Consider the following 24,589-nt stretch of genomic DNA (forward strand, 5'->3'; position numbering starts at 1 on the left):
TTGAGCCAGCTCATCTCACCGGTGTGTCAGACCCTCGGGAAAAAGTGTCCGAGTTGTCGGCGGTGGCGGCTCCTATTTGTGTGAGCGGCCCACAGCGGGCCGACAGGAACAATAAGGAGTGAGCTATGTCGAAGGGGTTTGTCGTTACGCCGGGTGGCCGGCGGGCCGCGGAGGTGGTGCACGAGGTTGGGCCGGGCGCGGCCGTGCACGTTGCCGAGGGCAGGATGCGCCACGTCACTATGGCGGGCGAGCTGCTGCGCGACGTCGGGCCGGTGCCGTTGCACGAGGCAGGCGTGCCGCTGATGCCGGCGAACGTCGTGCATCCTCCGGGACAGTCGCCCGACTTTGGGACTGGCTGGATCACGTTCGCCAACTTCCAGAGCCCCACCCCGTTGAGGTCATTCCTCACCACGTGGGTGGTGCCGGGCGCTCCGCAGACGCGAAACGGGCAGCTGGTGTATCTGTTCAACGGTCTGCAGAACAGCTCGATGATCCTGCAGCCGGTGTTGCAGTGGGGGGACAATGGCTTGTTCGGCGGCGATCATTGGTGCGTGGCCAGCTGGTTTGCCGACGGTCAGGACGGCGCGGCCTCATACACCTCGCCGGTGACGGTCAACGTGGGCGACACGCTAGTGGGGCGGATGACGCGGGTCGGCGACATCGGCGGGCAGCTGGGCACGCAGCGGCTGGGCGCGCTGTGGACGTGCGAGTTCGTCGGGATCGCTGACAGCAAGCTGTCGATCTTCACGACCGACGAGCTGCTCGACTGTGTGCAGACCCTCGAGTGCTATTCGATCAGCCGCGCTTCTGACTATCCCAGCTCGACCGACACGCGGATGCGGGCGATCGCGATCACCGACGAGGACGGCACGGCGCCCGCGCTGGGCTGGAGCGCGGTCGACAAAGTCACCGACTGCGGCCAGCACACGGTGATCATCAACGACTCGCCGAAAAAAGGCGAGGTCCAGCTCTGGTACCGCGACGACATCCTGCCGGGCGCGGCCGTTGCGCAGGGTCGCTGGAAGACGATCCTGCTCGGCCACCAGCTGATCGCGATGCCGGACGGTCACGTGCTGGACTGGGTGCCCGCCGACGGCAGCTGGCGGCTGTGGAAATACGACGCCACCAGCGTGCACGACGTGCTGCCCGGCGCCCCGATCGCCAAAGGCCAATGGCACACCATCCGCTCGGGCCACCAGCTGATCCCGATGCCCGACGGCCACGTGCTGGACTGGGTGCCCGGGAGCGGGAGCTGGCGGCTGTGGCGCTACGACGCGGCAAGCGTGCACGACGTGCTGCCCGGCGACCCAATCGCCAGCGGCGACTGGCACACGATCCGCGCCGGCCACCAGCTCGTTCCGATGGCCGACGGGCACGTTCTGGACTGGGTTCCGGGCCCGGTCGGCAGCTGGCGGCTGTGGCGCTACGACGGAACCAGCGTGCACGACGTGCTGCCCGGCGACCCAATCGCCAGCGGTGGCTGGCACACGATCGTCTCCGGCCACGACCTGATCCGGATGCCCGACGGCCGCGTGCTGGACTGGGCGCCCGCCGACGGCAGCTGGCGGCTGTGGAACTACGACGCGACTAGCGTGCACGACGTGCTGCCGGGCGCGCCGGTGGACATCGGCAACTGGTTCAGCATCCAGGCGCCCCAGCAGCTAATCGTGATGCACGACGGCCACGTGCTGGACTGGAACGAGCTCACCGGCGACTGGCGCCTGTGGCGCTACCAGGCGTAGCCCTCTTGACAGGGTCGAGTGGCGAGCGACTCGACCCTGTCGGGGAGTGCCGACCGGATGGTGGCCGTCTGGTCCGGAGCCGGCTCAACCGTGCCTTTGGCCTGCGTGAGCATCCGGAGATGGTCGCCGGGCATCGGCACTTCACCATCGCCGCCGGTGTCGTCGAGGGCCAAGTGGGTGCAGCAGCCGCCCGGCGCATTCGCCGGGCGGCTGCTTCCCGTCGCCGCTCATATTTGCGCCTGTGTTTCGTCAAGTCCCATGGCCCCACCGATCGTCGCGGATTTCGGCCCCAGCCGTCCCCAGCTTTGAGATTGGAAAAAAAGTGTCCGAGTTGTCGGCGGTAGTGGCTCCTATTTGTGTGAGCGGCCCACGGGGGCCGACAGCAACGAAAGGCGACCAGCATGAAACCAACGTCGGTATTTGGGCGTATTCCCAGTACACACGAAACCGCTGCGAGTGATAGTCCCAGGCTGATGAAGCGAGTAATCGTGGGGTTGGCAAGGACTGTGCTGGTGTCTGGCGGTCTGGGGCTGGCCGGTTTAGGTCTAGCTGCAGGTGGTGCGCACGCCACGACCCCGACCGGGCCGGGTCCAGCTGTCTATTGCACCTTCGATGGAGAATGCAGTTACTCCTGGTGCCCTGGCGAACGCTTACCGCAACCCGATGTTCGATGGGACATGAGTGTCTGCCACGAGTGGTTCACCGCCTCCGGCGATACATACGGCGGCACGAAAGTCGGTTTCTTCACTCGGGAAGGCCGTCCTGACGACGGCAGCGGCGGAGCTCTCTCGCAGCACTGAATCGCCGGGGGGTGCTGGTAAAGAGCAGGCCGCGAGGTGGTCCTGGTTTGTCCCCACCCGCACCACCACTGAACTGCAAATTACCTGCGCGTCTTCACCCGTCTGGGCGCACACTTATTCGCAGCGTCTATTCGCAGCGTCGCCTCTGAGGTGGCGGGTTCCGACGCTACATCGGCTGGGAAAGCGACGTGACGAACGCATTAACCGACTGGGACATCGTCAGCGATGCCGAGTTGGCCTGCGCGGCTGCGGCGGGTGATCGAGGCGCCTTCGCCGAGATTTATGATCGCTACGCCGATCGACTACACGACTTCTGTATCGGGATGGTGCGCGATCGCGACGCCGCCGCTGACTGTGTGCAGGACGTGTTCTGCACCGCCGCAACCCAACTGGCCCGGCTACGTGAGCCCGACAAACTACGCCCGTGGCTGTATGCCATCGCCCGCAACGAAGCGCTGCGCCATCTGCGTGCGCGTCGCCGCGAACAGTTATTAGAGGAGGTGCCCGAGATGGCCTCCACCGAGGCGGGCCCCGACACCCTCGCCGCGCGCACCGAGCTGGCCGATCTGATCGACCAGGCCGCCGGCGGGCTCGGCGACCGGGACCGCGCCGTGCTGGAATTGGCCTACCGCCACGGCCTAGACGGACCCGAGCTGGCCGACGCGTTGGAGGTCAGCCCCGGCACTGCCAACAGGATGGTGTCGCGGCTGCGCCACACCATCGAACACTCTCTGGGCGCTCTGCTGGTGGCGCGCCAGGCCCGAACCGACCCCACCGGGTGCCCCGAGCTGGGCGCGATCCTGGCCGGCTGGGATGGGCGTTTCAGTGTGCTGATGCGCAAACGCGTCGTCCGCCACATCGAGTCATGCCCCATCTGCGATCAGGAACGCCGCAAGCTAGTCAACCCGGTTGCCCTGCTTGGCGCTGCACCGGTGTTCATCCCCGCCCCCACCTGGCTACGCGAGCGCACCCTGACCAAGATTCGCCTCACATCGCCGGTCACCGGCGCACCGTCGGGCTCCACTGAACCCGGGGGCAGCACTGCGCGACCCGGTCAGAGCCGGTTCGCCGCCGCGCGGGGTGATGTCGGCGACAACCGGGGCCATCGCACCCGCCCTCTGATCGCGCTGGTGGGCATCCTCGCGGGCACCGTGCTGGCGATCCTCGGGCTGACGGTGGCCTGGCTGCACCACCCGAACGCACACGTGGCCCCCGTCGACGTCAGCGCAACCGCTCCAGCCCCGCCCGCCGACACCACAGCACCTCTGGTCGTGGCGCCCGCTATCAAGCCGCCGGCACCGCCGACTCCGGGCACCGCGGAAACGGTCAACTCGATCGTGGTGCTGGTCCCAACGTCTGGCGTGGTACTCCCGTCGATTCCGCGCACCACCAATCCCATCGAAACGACCCAGCCGACGCCCATCGGTCCGCCCGTCTCGGTTCCGATCACGACAACCAAACCCGCGACCACACCGCCGACCACCAGCCGAGTGCCGCTCATCCCCACCCCGACAACCAGCTCGACACACCGGAGTCACCACAGCGGCGGTGGCACCGGCGGCACCGGCGGCACCGGCCTCGGTGGCTGCTGCAGCACGCACGGCTAAGACACCGCGGCCACGCCGAAATCCGGTTTGTGCCAGGCGATGTCGCCTGTGACCGGTCAGCGATCGCCTCCCTCGGTCCCGCCCCTGGGTGGTGGCAGCCCGTTGGTCGACACCGTCGGCGACAACGTGCTGTGAGGGAACGCGCGGGATCTGAACCACCTGTGCCCCGAGCCGGGTCACACCCGATGTCGCGGCGAAAGAGCCCTGAAAAAGGGTCCGATCAACGCGCTCAGGGCGCTCCTACCTATACGAGCGGCCCACCCCGGGCGCCGACAGCAGCAAAAGGAACAACCATGAACCGAGCCTTGCCATCTACAAATATTCCCTGCTCACGCGGGACTAATCTGCGATCCATGAACCGAGTACTCATCGGATTTGCCACAGCTGCGTTGGTGTCCGGCGGTCTGGGTCTGGCCGGCCTGGGTGCAGGTACCGCCCAGGCAATTGATGACTGCGCGCCGGCCACCAAGGTCAACGGCATGTGCTACGGCCCAAATCACTGGTGCCCAGGGGATTCCTTGTTGTACTTGACCCAGAACCACGTCAAGTTCCCGGTGACATGGGACATGAATGTCTGCCACACCTACTGGCACGTGGCCCCCGAGGACGCCAATCAGGGTTTTGGCATCTATGAGGGACCGAATCCTCCGCCCCCTCAGGCTCCTCTGCCTCCTGCGCCGCTGTCGCCGCCTCTGCCTCCCGGCCTGTGCTGGAGCATGTGGATTCCGGCGCCATGTCCCGCCGGCTAGCAGATAGCCGCGCCCGGCGATGAGACGGCTAACCGCGGTGGGAAGCCCCTTTTTACGAGTGCATGGTGGGCGTGTAAGAGATGCCGATGATGGCGCCCTCGATGGACTGCAGTCGAGCGACGGTTTGTCCCCACGGCTCGGTATGTGCGTCGTGCAGCAGCGTGAAGCCCTTCTCTTTCAACTCGTCCGCTGCGACCTGGACGGTGTCGGCGTCCCCGACCTCAAACTCGAGGCTGGCCTGCGGCACCGGCCGCTCACCTGGCCAGTCGGGCGTGCCAAAGCACGCTTGCGCAGCCTGAGTCAGGGGCCAGACGCCGAAGGACTTGCAACCGTCGATGTCTTCACTGTGCAGGTAGCCGTCGGCTTCCGCGGTCAGTGGCAGGCCAAGCGTGTCCACGTACAACAGTCGGCTGACGGCCGGCTCGGGGGTGATCACTGCAACGCTCGTGAGGAACCGCACGTCCATGGCGTCACCTTCCAACGCAAATTCGACTGGTCCACCGATCGTCGCATCCTGCTGCGACACCGCAGCTACGAACTCCGAAACGGTCTCGTAGGCGGGGCTGCCCCTATCTAGCGCCAGACGCGCGGAAGTTCGACTCAGAAGCATGTGCGCCGTGCGCAACTGGCGATAGCGTGCGTCAATGAGGTTGGAGAACCTTGCACACACACCCCAGGCGCAGGGGCGGTCGAACCCGTCGTGACGTGGTCAATGTATGCCTTTCTTGGGGTACTTCTGATTGGTTCGATCATCACTAAGGGGGGAAACAAGGACGGTCGTCTAGCCGGCATTTATCGCGTGGCGTTCATCGTCTTCATCGCGTTAGGTTCGCTGGGCTCCTTCTATCTCGCGGGATACCACTTCTGGGCGCTGCACCACGGCATCGGCGCTCGCGTCGAGGTTGTGGAGTGCACTGGCGGAAAAAATACGACATGCACCGGCGTGTGGCGGCCCACCGGTGAACCCGAGCAGACAGTGTGGTTTCCCGACGGGGAAGGGCTGAACAACGGTGACACGGTCGACACCCACATCCAAGGTAACCAAGCTTTCGTCAGCACCTACCCCAACATGGTGTTCAGCGTGATCATTCCGCTCGTTCTGGGGTGTGCTGGTCTTGGCTTCGTGGTGTATACGATCCGTGGGGAGACTCGCAAGAGAGCGACTGATGGAGATCAACGCTGCGGCTGAAGCGTTGTCCCGCTCCCCCCGCCCTGGGTGCAACGCTGTTGGCTACAGCGTCCGCGGTGTCTCGCCGCGAAGGTCGATGTTGCGCCCGTCGCTGGCGTAACCCTCCACCGGACGCAGGGTGTAGGTCGTGGGAATGCCCCCGGTCTTGTAATAGCCGTAGAACAGGTCGGCAGCTTCGTCGGCGCCGAACACTTCGTGACGTGCGATCAATTCAGTGCTGTGCGGCAATTCGATTGTCAATTCCAACGTAGGCAGCTCGGCCGAGTTCGCGTGCCCGACGACATAGCGCACCCACTCCGCACCCCACTCAGACCCGCCCGCCGTGCGGATTTCCACGGTCAATGCATCTGCCTTGCCCGCCGCTTGGATGTATTCCAATGCATCCCGACTCAGTGCCCGAGCCTGGTCATAATTCATACCCACAGGCAGCGCCCACAGCGTCAGGGCGAAACGATCTATGCCGTTGAAACGGCGTAAGGGACCGGCGAACTCGTCAATCTCAGCACGATGACCCATCTCGACGATGAGCGCGCCACCGTTCGACTCCGTTACGTGCGTGTACCCCACCGACGCACCCTATAAGGGAATCTCGGCGCCGGAGACCACGTCGGCGCGTCTAGCGCCGGCTAACCCACTCCCCTATTGAGCCAGCTCATCTCGCCGGTGTCGCCGCCACCCCGGTAGGGCTCCAGCGCTTCGTCCCATGCGGTGCCGAGCACCGTGTCCAGTTCGGCGGCAAGGGTGTCCGCGCCGGCCGCCATCAAGCCGCGCAGGCGCATTTCGCCGACCATCACGTCGCCGTTTGCGCTCATCGTTCCGGCCCACAGCCCGAGCTGTGGGGTGTGGCACCAGCGGTAGCCGTCGACGCCCTCACTCGGGTCTTCGGTCACCTCGAACCGCAGCACCGACCACGACCGCAGCGCGCTGGCCAATTGGGCTCCGGTCCCGACGGGACCGACCCAGTTGGTGATGGTGCGCAGTTGTCCGGGCATGGCGGGTTGAGGGGTCCACTTGAGGTTCGCTCGCGCCGACAGGGTCGACGAAAGCGCCCACTCCACGTGTGGGCAAACCGCCGCGGGAGAGGCATGGACGTACACCACACCAGTCGTCGCGTCGGCGAATTGGTTCGACGCACGCATCATCTGCTCCTTCGGCTCCACTAGGGACGTCTTCCCCAAGCCGGCCTGGTGTTTCCAAAGGACGAGATTGCAGTTTGAGTTATGCGTGTGTCGCGCGTGTCTATTGTGCCTTGTGGGACCCGTGTTGCGCTAGTGTGCTCCGAATTCTCTCAGCACTCCATCAGACAGAGCAGGCCACAACGGGTAGGTCCACTTGTCGAAATCGCGGTCCGTCAGCACGACAAGGGCCAGGTCAGCGGTGGGATCGGCCCAGATGAAGGTGCCCGACTGACCGAAGTGCCCGAAGGTTCGACCCGAGTTCGACGATCCCGTCCAATGCGGTGACTTGCCGTCGCGGATCTCGAAGCCCAAGCCCCAGTCGTTCGGCCGCTGGACGCCGAAGCCAGGCAAAACACCGTCCAGCCCGGGAAACTGCACCGTGATGGCATCGGCGTGCAGCTGCGGCGACACCAACGTCGGCCGCAACAGATCGGCGGCGAAGGGCGCGAGATCCGCCACCGTCGACTCCCCGCCGTACCCGGCCGCTTCCGCACCGCCGACGAGTGCCGAGGAGCCCATGCCGAGGGGTTCGAAGACCGCTTCGGCGAGGTACCGCTCGAACGGGATGTCGGATGCCTGCTGCACCGTCTCGGCGAGCACGGCGAAGCCGTAGTTGGAGTAGACGCGACGCTTGCCGGGCGCTGCCGTCGTCTCGGCCGACAGCATCGACAGGCCCGAGGTGTGCGCGAGCAGGTGCCGCACCGTCGACCCCGGCGGACCTGCCGGGGTGTCGAGTTCGACGACGCCCTCCTCGATCGCGACCTGCACGGCTCGTGCCACCAGGGGCTTGGTCACCGACGCCAGGACGAACCGGCGCGCGGTGTCACCGAACTCCGCCAGCACGCCCGACGGCCCGACGACCGCGGCTGCCGCAGTCGGGACCGGCCAGTCAGATATCGCGTCCAAGGCGCTCATGGCGGAGCAGCCTAATCCGTTCCGGGTTGCGGCCACCGACCCGATCGCCACCCTTTAAGTTGTAGCCATGAGTCAGATAGTGCGCGGCGTGATCTCACGGAGCAAGAAGCAACCCGTCGAATTGGTTGACATCGTCATCCCCGATCCGGGTCCCGGTGAGGTCGTCGTCGACGTGACCGCGTGCGGCGTTTGCCATACCGACTTGACCTACCGCGAGGGCGGGATCAACGACGAGTATCCGTTCCTGCTCGGGCACGAGGCTGCGGGCGCGGTGGAGTCGGTCGGCGAGGGTGTGACACACGTCGAACCCGGTGACTTCGTGATCCTGAACTGGCGTGCGGTCTGTGGTGAATGTCGGGCCTGCAAGCGTGGCCGACCGTGGTACTGCTTCAACACATTCAACGCCGAACAGAAGATGACGCTGACCGACGGCACCGAACTCACCCCGGCGCTGGGCATCGGCGCGTTCGCCGACAAGACCCTCGTCCACGAAGGGCAGTGCACCAAGGTCGACCCGGCCGCCGACCCCGCAGTCGCAGGCCTGCTGGGCTGCGGCGTGATGGCCGGTCTTGGCGCCGCGGTCAACACCGGAGCGGTGGGCCGGGACGACACCGTCGCGGTGATCGGTTGCGGCGGTGTGGGTGACGCGGCGATCGCAGGCGCGGCGCTGGTGGGCGCACGGCGGATCATCGCCGTCGACACCGACAACACCAAGCTGAACTGGGCACGCGAGTTCGGTGCCACCCACACCATCAACGCCAAGGAACTCGACGTCGTCGAGACCATCCAGGACCTCACCGACGGCAACGGTGCCGACGTGGTGATCGATGCCGTCGGCAGGCCCGAAACCTGGAAGCAGGCGTTCTACGCCCGCGACCTGGCCGGAACCGTTGTGCTGGTGGGTGTTCCGACCCCCGACATGCGGATCGACATGCCGCTGGTGGACTTCTTCTCCCGCGGTGGGACGCTGAAGTCCGCGTGGTACGGCGACTGCCTGCCCGAGCGCGACTTCCCCACGCTGATCAGCCTCTACCTGCAGGGCCGGCTGCCGCTGGAGAAGTTCGTCACCGAGCGCATCGGACTTGACGGTATCGAGGATGCCTTCCACAAGATGCACGCCGGTGAGGTACTGCGCTCCGTGGTGATCCTCTGATGGCGAACGCGATCCAACGCGTCGTCACCAGCGGCACCTTCGAACTCGACGGCGGCAGTTGGGATGTCGACAACAACATCTGGATCGTCGGCGACGACTCCAACGTCGTGGTGTTCGATGCCGCCCACACCGCGCAGCCGATCATCGATGCCGTCGCGGGCCGCAACGTGGTCGCGGTGGTCTGCACGCACGGGCACAACGATCACGTCACCGTCGCACCCGAACTCGGTGAGGCACTCGACGCGCCGGTCCTGCTCCACCCCGCCGACGAAGTGCTGTGGCGAATGACCCATCCGGACAAGGACTTCCGCAGCATCGACGACAACCTAGTGCTCTCCGCCGGCGACGTCGAGATCCGCGCGCTGCACACCCCCGGCCACTCGCCGGGGTCGGTGTGCTGGTACGCGCCGGACCTTGGCGCCGTGGTCAGCGGCGACACCTTGTTCAACGGTGGTCCCGGAGCAACCGGACGGTCCTTCTCCGACTTCCCCACCATCCTGGCGTCCATCTCGGAGAAGCTGGGCAAACTGCCCGCCGACACCGTGGTCTACACCGGACACGGCGACACCACCGTCATCGGCGACGAGATCGTGCACTACGACGAGTGGGTCGCACGCGGCCACTAGAGTCCGTCGAGTACCCGTTTCTTCTCGGCCTCGTACTCCGCTTCGGTAAGTGCGCCCGAATCACGCAGCTGGGCAAGCGTATTGAGCTGCTGGATGCGGATGCCCTGATCGGTGGGAACGTACGCGTCGACGGGTTGCGTGAACGTCGCCGGTGGCGGTGAGTACATCGGCGACGAGGGGTACGGCGGCGGTGGCGGTGGGTAGGCCGGCATCAACTCGCTTCGCTTGACCTTGCTCGCCCAGACGCGCGCGATGATCAGGTCGACGATGGCAAGGCCGAAGATCACCGCGAAGAGCCACGGCAGGTGGCCGTAGCTGCTGCCGTGGCCGAACGCCAGCCGCGGGTCCAGGAACGCGCTGACGTTTCCGTCGGCGGTGATGTCGTAGGTGCCCTCGGCTGGGACGTGCAGATAGCCGATGCGGACACGCGCGTCGTTGTTGACCGTCGTCGTGCTGCCGTAGTCCTCGGTCAGCACCGGCTCGTCGACACCGACCGGTGCAACGATGCGGTACTTCAGGGGCGGGACGGGCAGGCCGCTGCCGCTGGCGCCGATGAGCACCGTGTGGAACGTGACCGTGACGTCGCCTGCCGGCAGGTGCAGGCTGCTCGAGCCCGGAATGGGAACCTCGCCGTATGCGTCGTACTCGTCGAAGACGAAGGCATTCAGGATCAGCGTGGCGACGAAGCCGACGACCGACACCACCATGGTCACCACGGCGAGGATGGTGAGTGCCCTCGGCACGGTCCGGCGACTCATGCAGCGCAGTCTGTCATGGCGAAGTCTCCGCTGCCGCGCCAATCGACCAGGTCGTCCGCCCAGTTCTGAGCTACCGTTTCACTCATGCCCGAATCGAGCATCGTGGTGCGGCCGGAGCCGATCGACAGCGGCTCCTATACCGCAGGATCGCGGCTGCAAGCCGCCGGATTACGGCGGGCGATAACGCTTTTCGAGCAGGCCGCCGACGTGGTGCCCATCCCCCGGTCGCCGCGCCCCATCGTGATCGCCGACTACGGCGCGGCGAACGGGCACAACGCGCTGCTGCCGATCGGCGCCGCGATCGGCAGGTTCCGTGCGCGAACCCGGCCCGAACACTCGGTGCTGGTCACGCACACCGACGTGCCCCAGAACGACTTCACCGATCTCTTCCGCACGTTGACCGACGACCCGGACACCTACCTCAAGAAGGACCATGCGTCGTTCGCATCTGCGGTGGGGCGCTCGTTCTACACCCAGATCCTGCCGTCCAACAGCGTGAACCTGGCCTGGTCGGCGTGGTCGATCCTATGGCTGGGGCGGGTGCCGACCCCCATTTCCGATCACGTCGTGGTGTCGTCCAGCCGCGACGAGAACGCGCGCACCGCCTACGCCAAACAGGCCGCACACGACTGGCACGAGTTCGTCGCATTCCGCGGGCGCGAACTGTCCCCTGGCGGGCGACTGCTGGTGATGACTCTGGCGATCGGCGAGGACGGTGACATCGGCTATGGGCCACTGCTGGACGCGGTGATGGAAACCCTGGTCGACATGTCGGCCCGGAATCTGGTCACCGAGGACGAGGTGCTCCGGATGGCCATCCCCATCGTCGGGCGCCGCGAGCGCGACTTCCTGTCCCCGTTCGCGCCGTCGGGCACCTTCGAGAGACTGACGATCCAGCACCTCGAGGTGTTCGAAGCCGAGGACCGCTTCTGGGCGCAGTACCAGATCGACAAGGACGCCACGACTCTCGGCGCACAGTGGGCGGCATTCCTGCGCGCGGCGATGTTCCCCGCCCTGATCTCAGCGCTGCACGAACGCGACGCGGGTCATCACATCCTGTTCCTCAACGAGCTCGAGTGTGGGGTCGCGGCGCGGTGCGCCGCCGCGCCTGAGCAGATGCGGATACCGCTTGCATTGGTGGTCATCGAGAAGAAGGAACGCAGCCACCACTGACGTCAGCCTGCGATGCGCTCGCGAAAGGTGTTGCGGTAGTTCTGCGGTGAGACGCCTGCGAGCCGGCGGAACTGCTCGCGGAAGTTGGCAGGCGACGCGAACCCGACTTCGCGCCCGATCCGCTCCACGCCGTGCGAGGTGGTCTCCAGCAGCTGCTGCGCGTGGCGCACCCGGACGCCGGTCAACCACTGCATCGGGGTCTGTCCGGTCTCGGTCTGGAATCGGCGGTTGAGCGTGCGGACGCTGACCGCGGCGTGTGCGGCGATGTCGGCGAGCACCACCTCGCGGTGTGCCTCGCGCTCGATCCAGGCCAGCACGTCATCCAGTTCGGTGCGCTCCGCGATGGCCTTCGTGGGGGCCAGCCGCCCACGCTGATTTCGCGGGATGAACTGTGCCTGGCCACCGCTGCGGTGCAATGGCGCCACCGCTACCCGTGCGGCGTCGGCTGCGACCGCGGCACCGTGATCGCGCTGCACCATGTGCAGACACAGATCGAGGCCGGCGGACGCGCCCGCCGAGGTAAGGACCTGGCCCTCGTCGACGTAGAGCACGTCGGGGTCGAGGTGCACCGCGGGGAACGTGACGCGAAACAGGTCGGAGGCCCTCCAGTGCGTCGTCGCTCGCCGCCCGTCGAGGAGGCCTGCGGCGGCCACGGTGAACGCGCCCGTGCAGATCGACGCGATCCGGACGCCGCGGGCGAAGGCATCGCGCAGCGCGACCAGCACCGCGGGCGGCGTTGGGTCGGTGACGTCGTAGCGGCCAGGCACGACGATGGTGTCGGCGGTCGCGAGAGCGTCGAGTCCGTGGTCGGTCGCGATGCGCAGCGCCCCGGCTGAGACGACGGGATCGGTTCCGCAGACCAGCACGCGATAGCCCGCGCCACCCGATGCCAGCTCAACCTGGCCGAAGACCTCCACCGGTGTGGCGAGATCGAACGCGATGGTGCCGGGCAGGGCGACGACGGCCACGGTGTGCATGATCGGACGGTAGCAGGCGGTGGCAATATCTCGGCGTATGGTGGCGTTCTGGCCACTGGTCGTGCGTGCCGTTCACCGGTCACGATGGCGGCATGCATGCACAGCTCTTGTTGTTCGACGGCTTCGACCCCCTCGACGTGATCGCCCCGTTCGAGGTGCTCGCGGCCGGTAGCGACGCCGTCGGCGGCGCACTGACCGTCGAGCTGGTCTCCGCCGAGGGCGCACGCCCCGTGGTCAGCGGGACGCGCGGTCTGGTCCTGAACGCCAGCGCCGAACTCGACCCTGACAAGCCGGGCTACGTCATCGTTCCAGGTGCCAGCGGTCCCATCGACGGCGATCCCGACGAGATCGACACCATCCCAGTACTTCTCGCCCGGTTCGGCGAGACCAGGGCCGTCGAGTTGATGGCCAAGGCCTTCGCCAACCCCGACATCACGGTGGCCACAGTCTGTGGCGGCTCGCTCGCCCTCGCGATGGCCGGGCTGATCGAGGGCCGTAACGCCGCCACGCATCATCTCGGCATGGACGTCCTCGAGGCGACCGGTGTGACGGCCGTGTACGCCAGGGTCGTCGACGACGGCGATCTCGTGACGGCAGGCGGAGTGACGTCGGGTCTCGACCTGGCGCTGCATCTGCTCGAACGCAGCTATGGACCCACAGTGGCGATCGCCGTGGAGAAGCTATTCGAATACGAGCGACGAGGAACGGTATGGAAATGAGCATCATCGGCGAATGGGACGTGACCATCAAGACCCCGATCGGGTCGATGGCCGTCGTCTACAGCTTCACCGACGACGGCAGTACTGTCGCCGGCAGCGCGACGGGCAAGGACGAGACGGTGCCGCTGAGAAACATCATCGTCGTCAATGACGCTGGCGGACAACGGGTTACCTGGCAACAGTCCGTGACCAAACCGATGCGGCTCAACCTCGACTTCGACGTCGTGGTCGACGGTGACCGGTTGGCCGGTCATTCGCGGGCCGGCCGATTGCCACGCTCGGCGGTGATCGGCACTCGGCGCCGCGGCCAGATTTGACACGCTGCGCGCATTGCCACCCGCCTTCCAGCGGAGGACGATGAAATCCGACGGCGGCGCCGTCGAGACGCTGCCCCGTCCAGAGAGGCAGATTATGTACGCACGAACGACAACGTTGGAGGCAATGCCCTCATCCGTCGACGCAGGCATTGCCTACGTCCGCGACAAAGTGATGCCCCTGCTCGAAGGCCTAGATGGGTACATCGGGTTGTCCCTGTTGGCCGACCGGTCATCCGGTCGCTGCATCATCACCAGCGCGTGGGAGTCCGAGGACGCGATGCGCGCGAGCGCACCGGCTGTTCAGGAGGTCCGCAGTCGCGCGGCGGAGATCTTCGGTGGTGGCAGCCCAACCGTCGAGGAATGGGAGATCGCGGTCCTGCACCGTGACCGCGAGGCCGGCGAGGGTGCCTGCGTCCGGGTGACCTGGGCCAACGTCAATCGCGACCAGGTGGACTCGGGTATCGAGGTCTTCAAGGCAGCCCTGCCCGCGATGCAGGAACTGGAAGGACACTGCAGCGCAAGTCTGTTGGTGGACAGGGCGTCCGGCCGCGGGGTGTCGTCGGTGGCCTATGAGAGCGCCGACGCGGTGGAGCGCAACCACGCCGAGATGGACCGCCTCAAAGGATCGGTGTCCGAGGAAGTGGCCGCCCAGATCGTCGAAGAGCACGACTTCGAGTTGATGATCGCCCACCTACGGGTCCCTGAGATGGTCTGATCTCACGGCCCGCAACTCAGTCAGGGCGCCATCTCGTACGCACCGTCGTACGCCTTGACGCGCTCCCAGACCCGATCGAACCGCTCGGCGTCGGCCACCGGCTTGCGAATCGCTCGCAGGGCCCACTCCTGCTGAGCCTGGGTTGAGGTCGGCTTGCCTTGCAGTGCAACGGTATACGTGTTGAAGTCGTTGATCTGGAAGGCGAAGATCTGATCGACGATGTCGTCGTCGAGCCCCGTCAGCGCGGCCTGTTCGAGGATCAGCTGCCCGTAGACGATGAGCGAGAACAGGTGCCCGACGTTGAGCAGGAAGTCCAGGTCCTTCTGCTGGTCGGCGTCGGGAGCGGCGATCAGGAGAAGCTCCTTGAAGGACAGTGCCTGCTCGTAGAACTGCGCGACGTTCGGGACGCGAGAGTGCTCGGCATACACCGGCGTCCAATCGGCGAACTGGATCCGGCCGGCGCCACGGGTGGGTCCCTGCTTCCAGAAGAAGACGTCGTCAGTCGGGTCGTCGCGGGTCGGGATCGCCGGGTACTCAAGCGGGTTGAGCATGTAGTTCGGCATGAACTTGAGCACCAGGCCCACGTTGACGTGCACCGTACCCTCCAGTCGGGGTAGGCAGCCCATCAACTGCGCAACCTCGCGGAACATGGTGTTCTTCTCGTACCCCTTGGCGGCCACCACGTCGTGCAGCAGCCGCATGACGGTCTCGCCCTCCATCGTGACCTTGGCCTTGGTCATCGGGTTGAACAGCAGGTAGCGCCGGTCTTCGAGGCTGGCGCTGCGGAAGTAGTCGACCGCGCGCCTGCTGAACAGCTTCATCGCGATCAGTCGCGCGTAGGAGTCGACGAAGTTGGCCCGCACGTGGGTGAAGTCGGTGACCGGGTTGCCGTACAGGATGCGGTTCTGCGCGTGGGTGATCGCCTCGTAGAAGGCGTGCTCGGCCATGCCGATCGACGCCGAACACAGGTTGAACTTGCCGACGTTGACCGTATTCAGCGCGGCGGCAAAGGCTTCCACGCCGGTGTGCAGGATGTCCTCGGCGCGGACCGGGTAGTTCTCCAGACGGAACGTGCTCACGTAGATCTGCATGTGCACGACGTTGCCGACCAGGTGGTAGTTCTCGTGCTGGCTGTCGGCGGCGAAGAAGACGTACGCGTCGTCCCTTTCTTCAACACCCTCGGCACTTACACGCCGCGCGAACACCGACACCATGCTCGCGACGTTGCCGTTGCCGATGTAGTACTTCTCCCCCGTCGCCCGGTAGAGGATGCCGTTGGCGCGGTCCTCGTCGCTGGCCGGGGTGAGGACCATGTCGGTGTTGTAGACGTCGGCGCCGTGCTCGCGCTCGGACAGCCCGAACGCCATCACGTGCCCCGCCTCGAGGTCGTCGGCGGCCTTGAGCTTCGCGTCCTTGTTCTCGCTCTGCCAAATCGGACCGAGACCGAGGATCGTGACCTGCTCGGTGTACCAGTACGTCAGGCCGTAGAAGCCGAAGATCTCGGCGAGTGCGGCGTTGCGCGCGGCGTCCCAGCGCTTGTCCGGGTTGCCGTCGGCGAACTCCGACGGCGTGAGGAACGTCGCGAACAGCTTCTCGCGCTTCACGAAGTCGACGAAGTCGGCTGGCCACTGCGCGGTGAGGTCGTCGTCGAGGATGCGTTTCTTGCCCTGGCTCTCGAACCAGTCGATCGTCGCCCTCAGCAACCTGCGGGTTTCCGCATCGAACTGCTGCGGGTCGTAGGTGTTCGGATCGAAGAGCAAGCCGTCAGTCATGGCGGAGAGCCTAGCGGGATCAGGAACATCACGGTACCGGCGGTACCGGTTGGCCGCCGGGCAACGGCACCCACGGCAGACCGGGGATCGTCGGGTACGGCGGTGTCGGGCTCCACGGCGGCGGCTCGGTGGTCGGCGGCGGCGGTTCCGTCGGTGGTGGCGGCGGTGGCTCCGTGGTCGGCGGTGGCGGTGGCTCCGTCTGCGTGACGGTCACGGGGGGCGCAGGCCTGCGGGTCGCGGTGCGCGTCTGAGTTACCGGCGGTGGGGCCGGAGGCGGCGCGGCCGCCGAGGTCGTCGGTGCAGGGGGCGGCGGCGCGGTGGTCGTCGGTGTCGCGGGCGTGGTCGTGATGACCGACGGCGTCGGTTCGTCGACCCGGCCCGTCAACAGCACGACGGCCCCGGCGATCGCGGCCAACAGCACCACGACGCCCGCGGTCATGATCGCGGGCGGCGTGCGGTACCAGGGCACCGGCACGGCCTGGCGGGCATCGTCATCCTCTGGCGCGTCGAACGCGATCTGGGGTCGCGCGCCGTCGGCCACCGGGACCCCGCCGTAATCGGCGGCGGGGGTCACCACCTCGGGCAGGTCCTGGGCATCCGACCATGCCAGCGCCGCGGGCGCCAGTGACTCAACCGGAGCGACCGGCGCTATGGGCGCGACGACCGCCGCGGGCGCGGGCAGCACCGCCATCGACGTGGCACCTTCTTCGACGGTGCCGCGCACGGCCTTGAGCCCGGCGCCAATCGCGGCCGCCAGTTCGGGCTGCGGGGTCGTGATCACCGGAACCCGCAGATGCTCCGACAACGTCGTCGTGATGATCGGGATGCGCGCACCTCCGCCGACTGACGCGACGGCGACCAGATCTCCTGCCCGGACTCCGCTGCGCTGCAACGCATCCTGCAGCTCTGCGATGAACCCGGCCAGGGGCCCGCGGATCGTGTCGTCGAGTTCATTGCGCGTGACTCGAACCTCACCGCGACTTCCCGGCAGTTCTGCGGGCATGGAGGTCACCGCGGCGGTCGACAGCCGTTCCTTCGCCGCCCGGCACTGGGCCCGCAGGTTCGCGAGAGACCCGATCGCCGAGGTGCCCGACAGGTCCACCGATCCCGCCGCGGAGAGGTCGGCGATCACGTGAGTGAGCAGAGCCTGATCGATCAGATCGCCGGACAGATCGGTGTACCGAACCGTCGGGGCAACGGGTGCGAACCCGTGCGCGGCGTCGGCCAGGGTGACGCTGGTGCCCGTGCCCCCGAAGTCGCACACCGCGATGATGCCGCGGGCGGGCACGCCAGGGTCGCGCTGCAATGCCGTCAGCGCGGCCACCGCGTCGGACACCAGTGGCCCCTGGGGCGAGCGAAGCGACGGGGGATGTGCTGCCGCACCGAACTCGGGCACTGCCGCGAGTGCACCGCGCAGGGCGGTGACCGCTGCCGGCCGCCAATGCGCGGGGTGCGCGACGCCCACCGGACCGGAAGGCGGTCGGCCCCGCGTCACCGCGTAGAGCATCGCCCGCAGCGCGTTGCCGAGAAGCACGTCGGCGCGGTGCGACGAGCCGTCGGGCGCGACGATGCCCACCGGATCGCCGACCCGGTCGACGAAGTCGTTGATGACCAGGCCGCGCTCGGCCAGGTTGGGATTCTCGGTCGGCAAGCCGACCTCGGGTGGCCGGTGCGGATACAACGTCAGCACCGCCGTCCGCGTCACCGCGCTTCGGTCGACCACCACCCCTCGCAGGGTGGCGGCGCCGACCGAGAGCCCTATCCCGTCTGCCACGTCATCGAATTGTGCCCGCTCCCCCGATCAGGGGGAGATCCAGTGGGGTCACCCAGCCCGGCGGCAGGTCGTTGACGGCGGGTACCGCGTTGAGTGCGCGAAGTCCCGTGGCCAGGCAACCCGCGGCCGCGGCGTCGCGGCCGGAGCCGTCGGTGAACCGGAACGCCGTCTCCTGGAAGATGCTCGGGGTGCCTTCGATGTCCACGCGGTAGACGTCGTTCTCATTGCCCGACGGCCAGTCCGGTGCCGCGTCGTCGCCGATCCGGTTCACGTGCTCCAACTGGATGCGGGTCTCCCCCTTGTAGACACCGTTGATGGTGAACCGCACCGCGGCGACGTTGCCCGCCGGGATGATGCCCTTCGCGGTCTTGCGCTCGTTCGGGGTGACCCACTTCTCCCAGGTGGTGGTGATCTCGTCGAGTTCGATGCCCGCCGCGTGCGCGATCATCGGAACGGTTGCGCCCCAGGCGAAGACGAGGATGTCGGGCGTCTCGAGCAGCGGCCGATGCTCCGGCGGCTTGCCGATGCCCATCTCGAACTCGTAGTCGCCTTCGTAGTTCGTGTAGTCGAGCAGTTCGGAGGCCCGCACCTTGCGGACCTCGGAGGTCAGGCCCATCAGCGTCAACGGGAAGAGGTCGTTCGCGAAGCCGGGATCGATGCCCGTGGTGAAGCACGACGACTGCCCCGCCTCGCAGGCGTCGGTGATCGGCTGAATCCAGTTCGGCGGGTTCAGGTGCATCTTCGGCCACACCCACGGGGTCATCGACGTCGAGCAGACGTCGATGCCTGCCCGCAGGAACCGCGTGATGAGCGCGATGTTGTCGTCGGCGTGGGCAGCGGTCGGGCCGTAGTGCACCAGCGCGTCGGGCCGCAGCGCGATCAGCGCGTCGACGTCGTCGGTCGCGGTCAGTCCCAACGACCGGCCAAGGCTGCAGATGTCACCGACGTCGCGGCCGGCCTTCTCGGGATTGCTGACGCCGACGCCGACGAGTTCGAACTCCGGGTGCTTGACGATCTCGGCGATCACCATCTTGCCGACGAAACCGGTACCCCAGACCACAACTCGTTTGCTCACTTGATGCCTCTCACTAGGCCCCCGCTCGGACTTCACCATAAGGGGGCAGGATTTGGGGATGTTCCGGTTCGATCGAACCGGAAGGGAAGGACGACATGACCGTGACGACCGAGGGCGCAACGAATGCCCGGCCTCTGACTGGGCGGCGAGCGCTGGTCACCGGCGCGTCGCGCGGAATCGGGGCCGAGATCGTGCGACGACTTGCCGCCGACGGCGCCGCGGTCGCATTCACCTATGGCGCGTCGGCTGCCGAGGCCGAGAGGCTGGCCACCGACGTCGAATCCGGCGGCGGTACCGTCGTCGCGATTCAGGCCGACAGCGCGGACCCCGAGCAGGTCGTCCGGTCGATCGACGAAGCCGTTGCGAAGCTCGGCGGGTTGAACGTGCTGGTCAACAACGCAGGCGTGGCCTATCTCGGCGACGTCGAGTCGTTTCCGATGGAGCAGTTCGACCGACTCGTAGCGATCAACGTCCGCGGAGTGTTCGCCGCCATTAAGCGGGCCGTCCCGCACCTCGGCGACACGGGCCGGATCATCAACATCGGCAGCATCAACGCCGACCGCGTGCCCGGCCCCGGCCTTTCGGTCTACGCCATGACCAAGGGAGCAGTCGCCGGATTGACCCGTGGCCTGGCGCGTGAACTCGGACCGCGCGGCATCACCGTCAACAACGTCCAACCGGGACCCATCGCGACCGACATGAACCCGGCGGAGGGCGAATTCGCCGACGCCGCAAAGCAGGTGATGGCGCTTGGTCGCTACGGTCACCCTCGCGACGTCGCCGGTGTGGTCGCCTATCTGGCTGGACCTGATGCTGCGTACATCACCGGTGCGAACTGGAACGTCGACGGCGGGTTCACGGTCTAGCGGCTCAGAAGCACCGCTTCAGGCCACCGGGCTCGCAGTACAGCGGGTAGCGGTCCACCGGGATCGGCAGCGGCTCCTTGTAGGCCAGCGTGAACGGGTAGTTGGCGATCGAGGCGGGCAGACCGCACACGTCGTTGTGGATCACCGAGCGCGTGCCACTCATGGTGGCATCGTCGAACTTGTAGGTTTCCTGCTGCGGCGCCGTGCTGCCGTCATCGCACTTCAGGCCGTCAAGCATGTTCTTGGTGAACATCCACTGCCCGCCGGCAAGGCGGGCGTCGCCGCCCAGTACCGCGGTCGACGACGGCGCCACGTGCAGCGTGCACGCGACGGGAAGTTCGAGGTTGTCTCGTAGGTCGCCGACCGTTGGCACGCAGATCGGGTAGATGGTCCATTGCACGACGAGGTCGCCCTGGGTGTAGGTGTAGATGCCCTGCATCACCTGGTCCGCGCGGGCGGGACTCGCGAATCCCAGCACCAGGCTCGCGAAGGTGGCGGCGACTGCGAGGACACGGGCGATCGTCATGCCGACGAGTATCGCAGTGCCATCGTTGCAAAGTCACGGCTTTGTTCGACGTGGCGGCAGTGTGTGCGAGGCAGCGTGAGAAGGTGCAGCCATGACGTCACTCGAAGGCAAGGTCGCCTTGATCACCGGAACGTCGGCGGGGCTCGGCGCCGCGGCGGCGAAGGTGTTTGCCGAGCGGGGTGCTTCGGTGTTCGGGATCGCGCGCGATGCGGAGCGGATGGCGACGGTTTTCGCCGACGTGCCCGGCGGCAGGTTCTCGTCGGCGGACATCACCAGTCCTGCCGCGTGCCGGGAAGCGGTGGCCGAGTGCGTTGCCGCGTTCGGCAGGCTCGACGTGCTGGTCAACGTCGCTGGTTTTCACAAGATGCGCCACACGCAGACCACGTCCGACGAGGACTGGGAACGCGACCTCGCGGTCAACCTGAACGGCCCGTTCTACCTGTCCCGCGCCGCCCTTCCGCACCTGCTCGAGGTCGGCGGCAACATCGTCAACGTGGCCTCGATCGCAGGAGTCGAGGGCGAGGTGTACTCGGCCGGGTACTGCGCGGCCAAGCACGGCCTCGTCGGTCTCACCAAGGCGCTCGCGATCGAGTTCACCAAGGACAAGTTGCGGGTGAACGTGGTGTGCCCCGGCGGCATGCCGACGGCGCAAGCCACCGAGTTCGAGGCACCGGAGAACGCCGACTGGGACCTGATCATGCGGATCGCCTCACCTCGCGGCTTCATGGAGACCGCCGACGTTGCCAAGGTGATCGCGTTCCTGGCCAGCGACGATGCCGCCGCCATCCACGGTGCGGTGTACCGGGTGGACAACGGTAAGGGTGCTGGCTAACCCAGTCTCGTTCCGACGTCACATCCGCGTGGGCCCGCGTTCACCTCTGCGACGTCCGTTGCGAGTGCGGCGTGCACGCGCCGCTGCGACAATCGCGCAGTGACCGACGTCATCCCGACCCAGAACTCCTCCGAGGCCGCCGCACCCGAGCCCAGCCGCACCGGCCTGTCAGCCGATGCCCTGCGCAGGGACATCCTCGACCACTTGCGTTACTCGATTGGCCGGCCTGCGGCCGCGCTGAAACCCGAGCACTACTACCGGGCACTCGCCCTGTCCGTGCGTGACCGCATGCAGGACAACCGGGTGGCATCGACGCAGACCTCGCTCGACCTCGGCAAGAAGGTCACCTGCTACCTGTCGGCTGAGTTCCTGATGGGGCCGCAACTGGGCAACAACCTGCTCAACCTCCAGATCGAGGCGGCCGCACGCGCCGCGCTGGCCGAGCTGGGTCAAGACTTCGACGAAGTAGTCGCGTGCGAACCGGAGCCGGGATTGGGCAACGGCGGCCTCGGCCGGCTCGCCGCCTGCTATCTCGACTCGCTGGCCACCCTCGAGCGGCCAGCGATCGGGTACGGCATCCGCTACGAATTCGGTATCTTCAAGCAGGAATTCCGCGACGGCTGGCAGGTCGAACTCACCGACAACTGGCTGGCGAACGGAAACCCTTGGGAGATCGCCAAACCCGACGTCTCCTACCTCGTCAACTGGGGTGGCCACACCGAGCACTACATCGACGACGCCGGTGCCGACCGCATCCGCTGGGTACCCAAGCAGGTCATCAAGGGCGTCCCGTACGACACGCCCATTCAGGGGTACGGCGTGCACACGTGCAACGTGCTGACCCTGTGGAGCGCACGCGCCGTCGAGTCGTTTGCGTTGGACGCCTTCAACACCGGCGACTACTACAAGGCCGTCGAGGAGGAAGTCACCTCCGAGACCGTCACCAAGGTGCTCTACCCCAACGACGAACCCGAGGCGGGTAAGCGGCTTCGCCTGCTTCAGCAGTACTTCTTCGTGTCGTGCTCGCTGCAGCACGTCGTGCACATCATGGACGACCTTGCCGACGCGTCGTTGCACGACCTCCCGCAGCGGTTTGCGTTGCAGCTCAACGACACCCACCCCTCCATCGGCGTCGCGGAGCTCATGCGAATTCTCGTCGACGAGCGCAGACTCGACTGGGACGACGCGTGGGCGATCACCGTCGCGACGTTCGGCTACACCAACCACACGCTACTGCCCGAGGCCCTTGAGAAGTGGCCGCTCGGCCTGTTCCGCGACTCGCTGCCTCGGCACCTGGAGATCATCTACGAGATCAACAGCCGCTTCCTTGACGAGGTGCGGGCGCACTTCCCCGGTGACGTCGACCGCGTGCGGCGCATGTCGATCATCGGCGAGGAGGGCGGCCAGACCGTGCGCATGGCGTACCTCGCCACGGTCGGCAGCCACGCGATCAACGGTGTCGCAGCCTTGCACTCCGACCTGTTGAAGGCCAGCACGCTCAAGGACTTCTACGAGCTGTGGCCAGAGCGCTTCTCCAACAAGACAAATGGCGTGACACCGCGCCGCTTCCTGGCGTTGTCCAACCCGGGCCTACGCACGCTGCTCGACAGCACGATCGGTGACGGCTGGCTGACCGACCTGGACCGGCTTCGTGGGCTTGAAGCGTTCATCGATGACGACGAGTTCCGGCAACAGTGGCGGAACGTGAAGCGGGCCAACAAATCTCGACTCTCGGAGTACCTACATTCGGTGACGGGCGTGGACTTGGACCCCATCTGGATGTTCGACATTCAGGTCAAGCGCATCCACGAGTACAAGCGTCAGCACCTGTCCGTGCTGCACATCATCCGGCAGTACTACCGGTTGAAGACGAACCCTGGACTCGAGATCGCCCCGCGCGCCTACGTCTTCGGCGGGAAGGCCGCTCCCGGGTACTTCATGGCCAAGCGCATCATCAAGCTCATCAACGCGGTGGGTGAGACGATCAACCACGATCCCGACGTCAATCGGTTCATGAAGGTCGTGTTCGTGCCGAACTTCAACGTCCAGAACGCGCACCTGATCTACCCGGCCGCGAATCTGTCCGAGCAGATCTCCACCGCCGGCAAGGAAGCCTCCGGTACCGGCAACATGAAGTTCATGCTCAACGGAGCGCTGACCATTGGCACGTTGGACGGCGCCAACGTGGAGATCCGCGAGGAGGCCGGACCGGAGAACTTCTTCCTGTTCGGGTTGACCGAGGCCGAAGTCGAGCAGGTCAAGCGCGACGGCTACCGCCCGTCGGACTACATCGACGGCAACGAAGAACTGCAAGCGGTGCTCGGCCTGATCGCCAACGGGCAGTTCTCCCACGGCGACACCGAGGTCTTCAAACCGCTGGTGGACAACCTCCGCCACGACGATCCGTTCCTCGTGATAGCCGATTACGCCGCCTACGTGGAGTGCCAGGATCGGGTCGCCGCAGCGTGGCAGGACAGGGACGCGTGGTCGCGGATGTCCATCTTGAACGCCGCACGCAGCGGAAAGTTCTCGTCAGACCGCGCGATCACCGAGTACTGCGACGACATCTGGAATGTGTCGCCGGTGACCGTGCGGGTCTGACGGATTCAAGCTCCGCGCGGTCAGCCCTGCTCGGCAGGCAACGGATTGCCTGCCGGCACGGGTGCCGGCGCCGGGATCCCCGCGATGCTCGTCATGACGCCGCGCTGATCGTCGCAGTAATAGTTGATGGAAGCGTTGAGGAACTGGTAGGTCTGCTGCTCGGTGGTGTCCTTGTCCAAGTTCTTGTGCAGGAACACCGCCGCCTCGGACGCGTTGGCGTCGAGCCCCGTGCGCAGCCGCTTACAGGTGATCTTGCCGATCCACGCGTTGTAGTCCTTCGGACCGTAGATACCGTAAACGTGCAGCTCATTGCTGAAATCGGTATCGGGATCGGCATTCGCCGGTGCAGCAAGGACGATGCCTGCGGCCACCGCGATTGTTGTCAAGATCACTGACTTCACATTGCGAATTGTATGCCCATTCATTTTCTTCACTTACCCCAATCGCCTGGCCACGTGATTCACTTGCCTCGCAACCCCTTTGACTCGCCCCGCCACGTGGTCCGAGGTACCCGGCACGCTGCGG

General features: G+C 66.4%; 24 protein-coding genes. 13 read left to right on the forward strand and 11 right to left on the reverse strand.

What is annotated here, in order from left to right; translation table 11 throughout:
• Nucleotides 1-125: 125 nt before the first annotated feature.
• The 3 genes from HNP02_RS18065 to HNP02_RS18075 all read left to right on the forward strand — a co-directional run bounded on the left by HNP02_RS18065 (nucleotide 126) and on the right by HNP02_RS18075 (nucleotide 4,898).
• Entirely contained in the window at nucleotides 126-1,742 is a 1,617-nt protein-coding gene (locus tag HNP02_RS18065) for a hypothetical protein (protein WP_184440946.1), read from the forward strand.
• Nucleotides 1,743-2,730: 988 nt separating this feature from the next.
• Nucleotides 2,731-4,149, forward strand: a complete 1,419-nt coding sequence (locus HNP02_RS18070) for an RNA polymerase sigma factor (RefSeq protein ID WP_184440948.1) — start codon at nucleotides 2,731-2,733, stop codon at nucleotides 4,147-4,149.
• Nucleotides 4,150-4,502: 353 nt separating this feature from the next.
• Nucleotides 4,503-4,898, forward strand: a complete 396-nt coding sequence (locus tag HNP02_RS18075; protein ID WP_255506656.1) for a hypothetical protein — start codon at nucleotides 4,503-4,505, stop codon at nucleotides 4,896-4,898.
• A gap of 52 nt (nucleotides 4,899-4,950) precedes the next feature.
• On the opposite strand, the gene HNP02_RS18080 is transcribed toward HNP02_RS18075, so the two are convergent.
• Nucleotides 4,951-5,364, reverse strand: a complete 414-nt coding sequence (locus HNP02_RS18080) for a glyoxalase (RefSeq protein ID WP_184440951.1) — start codon at nucleotides 5,362-5,364, stop codon at nucleotides 4,951-4,953.
• A 246-nt stretch (nucleotides 5,365-5,610) separates the two neighbouring features.
• On the opposite strand from HNP02_RS18080, the gene HNP02_RS18085 reads away from it, so the two are divergent.
• On the forward strand, nucleotides 5,611-6,087 hold the full coding sequence (locus HNP02_RS18085) for a hypothetical protein (RefSeq protein ID WP_184440953.1): 477 nt from the start codon (nucleotides 5,611-5,613) through the stop codon (nucleotides 6,085-6,087).
• A 42-nt stretch (nucleotides 6,088-6,129) separates the two neighbouring features.
• Here the strand turns inward: HNP02_RS18085 and HNP02_RS18090 are convergent, their stop codons facing one another.
• The 3 genes from HNP02_RS18090 to HNP02_RS18100 all read right to left on the reverse strand — a co-directional run bounded on the left by HNP02_RS18090 (nucleotide 6,130) and on the right by HNP02_RS18100 (nucleotide 8,180).
• Nucleotides 6,130-6,654 (reverse strand): hypothetical protein, encoded by a 525-nt coding sequence (locus tag HNP02_RS18090; protein WP_309241603.1) that lies wholly within the window; start codon nucleotides 6,652-6,654, stop codon nucleotides 6,130-6,132.
• Nucleotides 6,655-6,713: 59 nt separating this feature from the next.
• Entirely contained in the window at nucleotides 6,714-7,226 is a 513-nt protein-coding gene (locus HNP02_RS18095; RefSeq protein ID WP_184440955.1) for a DUF3145 domain-containing protein, read from the reverse strand.
• A 129-nt stretch (nucleotides 7,227-7,355) separates the two neighbouring features.
• On the reverse strand, nucleotides 7,356-8,180 hold the full coding sequence (locus tag HNP02_RS18100; RefSeq protein WP_184440957.1) for a serine hydrolase: 825 nt from the start codon (nucleotides 8,178-8,180) through the stop codon (nucleotides 7,356-7,358).
• 67 nt (nucleotides 8,181-8,247) lie between these two features.
• On the opposite strand from HNP02_RS18100, the gene HNP02_RS18105 reads away from it, so the two are divergent.
• Together HNP02_RS18105 and HNP02_RS18110 are read left to right on the forward strand one after the other, a co-directional pair.
• Nucleotides 8,248-9,333: an S-(hydroxymethyl)mycothiol dehydrogenase gene (locus HNP02_RS18105; RefSeq protein WP_184440959.1), complete on the forward strand. Its 1,086-nt coding sequence runs from the start codon at nucleotides 8,248-8,250 to the stop codon at nucleotides 9,331-9,333.
• Complete coding sequence (locus HNP02_RS18110) at nucleotides 9,333-9,959, forward strand: MBL fold metallo-hydrolase (RefSeq protein WP_184440961.1); 627 nt, start codon at nucleotides 9,333-9,335, stop codon at nucleotides 9,957-9,959. The genes HNP02_RS18105 and HNP02_RS18110 overlap by 1 nt, the downstream gene beginning before the upstream one ends.
• Here HNP02_RS18110 and HNP02_RS18115 read toward each other — a convergent pair.
• Nucleotides 9,956-10,717, reverse strand: coding sequence for an SHOCT domain-containing protein (locus tag HNP02_RS18115; protein ID WP_184440962.1), 762 nt, complete (start codon nucleotides 10,715-10,717; stop codon nucleotides 9,956-9,958). The two genes, HNP02_RS18110 and HNP02_RS18115, sit on opposite strands and share 4 nt — an antisense overlap.
• 84 nt (nucleotides 10,718-10,801) lie before the next feature.
• Here HNP02_RS18115 and HNP02_RS18120 point away from each other — a divergent pair, with 84 nt between their 5' ends.
• On the forward strand, nucleotides 10,802-11,890 hold the full coding sequence (locus HNP02_RS18120) for an SAM-dependent methyltransferase (protein ID WP_184440964.1): 1,089 nt from the start codon (nucleotides 10,802-10,804) through the stop codon (nucleotides 11,888-11,890).
• Between the two features lie 2 nt (nucleotides 11,891-11,892).
• Here the strand turns inward: HNP02_RS18120 and HNP02_RS18125 are convergent, their stop codons facing one another.
• A complete protein-coding gene (locus HNP02_RS18125; protein ID WP_184440966.1) occupies nucleotides 11,893-12,867 on the reverse strand; it encodes a GlxA family transcriptional regulator in 975 nt (324 codons plus the stop codon).
• A gap of 92 nt (nucleotides 12,868-12,959) precedes the next feature.
• Here HNP02_RS18125 and HNP02_RS18130 point away from each other — a divergent pair, with 92 nt between their 5' ends.
• From HNP02_RS18130 to HNP02_RS18140, 3 genes are all read left to right on the forward strand, one after another.
• Complete coding sequence (locus HNP02_RS18130) at nucleotides 12,960-13,586, forward strand: DJ-1/PfpI family protein (protein WP_184440968.1); 627 nt, start codon at nucleotides 12,960-12,962, stop codon at nucleotides 13,584-13,586.
• Nucleotides 13,583-13,903: a hypothetical protein gene (locus HNP02_RS18135; RefSeq protein WP_184440970.1), complete on the forward strand. Its 321-nt coding sequence runs from the start codon at nucleotides 13,583-13,585 to the stop codon at nucleotides 13,901-13,903. Before HNP02_RS18130 ends, HNP02_RS18135 begins: the two co-directional genes overlap by 4 nt.
• Nucleotides 13,904-13,997: 94 nt before the next feature.
• On the forward strand, nucleotides 13,998-14,618 hold the full coding sequence (locus HNP02_RS18140; protein ID WP_184440972.1) for a hypothetical protein: 621 nt from the start codon (nucleotides 13,998-14,000) through the stop codon (nucleotides 14,616-14,618).
• 20 nt (nucleotides 14,619-14,638) lie between these two features.
• Here HNP02_RS18140 and HNP02_RS18145 read toward each other — a convergent pair whose 3' ends face one another.
• From HNP02_RS18145 to HNP02_RS18155, 3 genes are read right to left on the reverse strand one after another with little or no spacing between them, the layout of a single operon-like run.
• Complete coding sequence (locus HNP02_RS18145) at nucleotides 14,639-16,390, reverse strand: acyl-CoA dehydrogenase (RefSeq protein WP_184440974.1); 1,752 nt, start codon at nucleotides 16,388-16,390, stop codon at nucleotides 14,639-14,641.
• Between the two features lie 28 nt (nucleotides 16,391-16,418).
• Entirely contained in the window at nucleotides 16,419-18,164 is a 1,746-nt protein-coding gene (locus HNP02_RS18150; protein ID WP_184440976.1) for an Hsp70 family protein, read from the reverse strand.
• A gap of 1 nt (nucleotide 18,165) precedes the next feature.
• Nucleotides 18,166-19,194, reverse strand: a complete 1,029-nt coding sequence (locus HNP02_RS18155; protein ID WP_375373692.1) for a dihydrodipicolinate reductase — start codon at nucleotides 19,192-19,194, stop codon at nucleotides 18,166-18,168.
• Nucleotides 19,195-19,334: 140 nt separating this feature from the next.
• On the opposite strand from HNP02_RS18155, the gene HNP02_RS18160 reads away from it, so the two are divergent.
• Nucleotides 19,335-20,105, forward strand: a complete 771-nt coding sequence (locus HNP02_RS18160) for a 3-oxoacyl-ACP reductase family protein (protein ID WP_184440980.1) — start codon at nucleotides 19,335-19,337, stop codon at nucleotides 20,103-20,105.
• Between the two features lie 4 nt (nucleotides 20,106-20,109).
• Here the strand turns inward: HNP02_RS18160 and HNP02_RS18165 are convergent, their stop codons facing one another.
• The gene (locus HNP02_RS18165) at nucleotides 20,110-20,631 is read right to left on the reverse strand and encodes a hypothetical protein (RefSeq protein WP_184440982.1); all 522 of its coding nucleotides are present in this window, start codon (nucleotides 20,629-20,631) and stop codon (nucleotides 20,110-20,112) included.
• Between the two features lie 91 nt (nucleotides 20,632-20,722).
• Between HNP02_RS18165 and HNP02_RS18170 the strand changes: the two genes are divergently transcribed.
• A complete protein-coding gene (locus tag HNP02_RS18170) occupies nucleotides 20,723-21,463 on the forward strand; it encodes an SDR family NAD(P)-dependent oxidoreductase (RefSeq protein ID WP_184440984.1) in 741 nt (246 codons plus the stop codon).
• A 99-nt stretch (nucleotides 21,464-21,562) separates the two neighbouring features.
• Nucleotides 21,563-24,064 carry a glycogen/starch/alpha-glucan phosphorylase gene (locus HNP02_RS18175; RefSeq protein WP_184440986.1) on the forward strand — a complete coding sequence of 834 codons (2,502 nt, stop codon included), beginning with the start codon at nucleotides 21,563-21,565 and terminating at the stop codon, nucleotides 24,062-24,064.
• Between the two features lie 20 nt (nucleotides 24,065-24,084).
• Here HNP02_RS18175 and HNP02_RS18180 read toward each other — a convergent pair whose 3' ends face one another.
• Entirely contained in the window at nucleotides 24,085-24,456 is a 372-nt protein-coding gene (locus HNP02_RS18180; RefSeq protein WP_309241605.1) for a DUF732 domain-containing protein, read from the reverse strand.
• Between the last annotated feature and the right edge of the window lie 133 nt (nucleotides 24,457-24,589).

Source organism: Mycobacterium sp. AZCC_0083 (genome assembly GCF_014202335.1).
Classification (GTDB): domain Bacteria; phylum Actinomycetota; class Actinomycetes; order Mycobacteriales; family Mycobacteriaceae; genus Mycobacterium.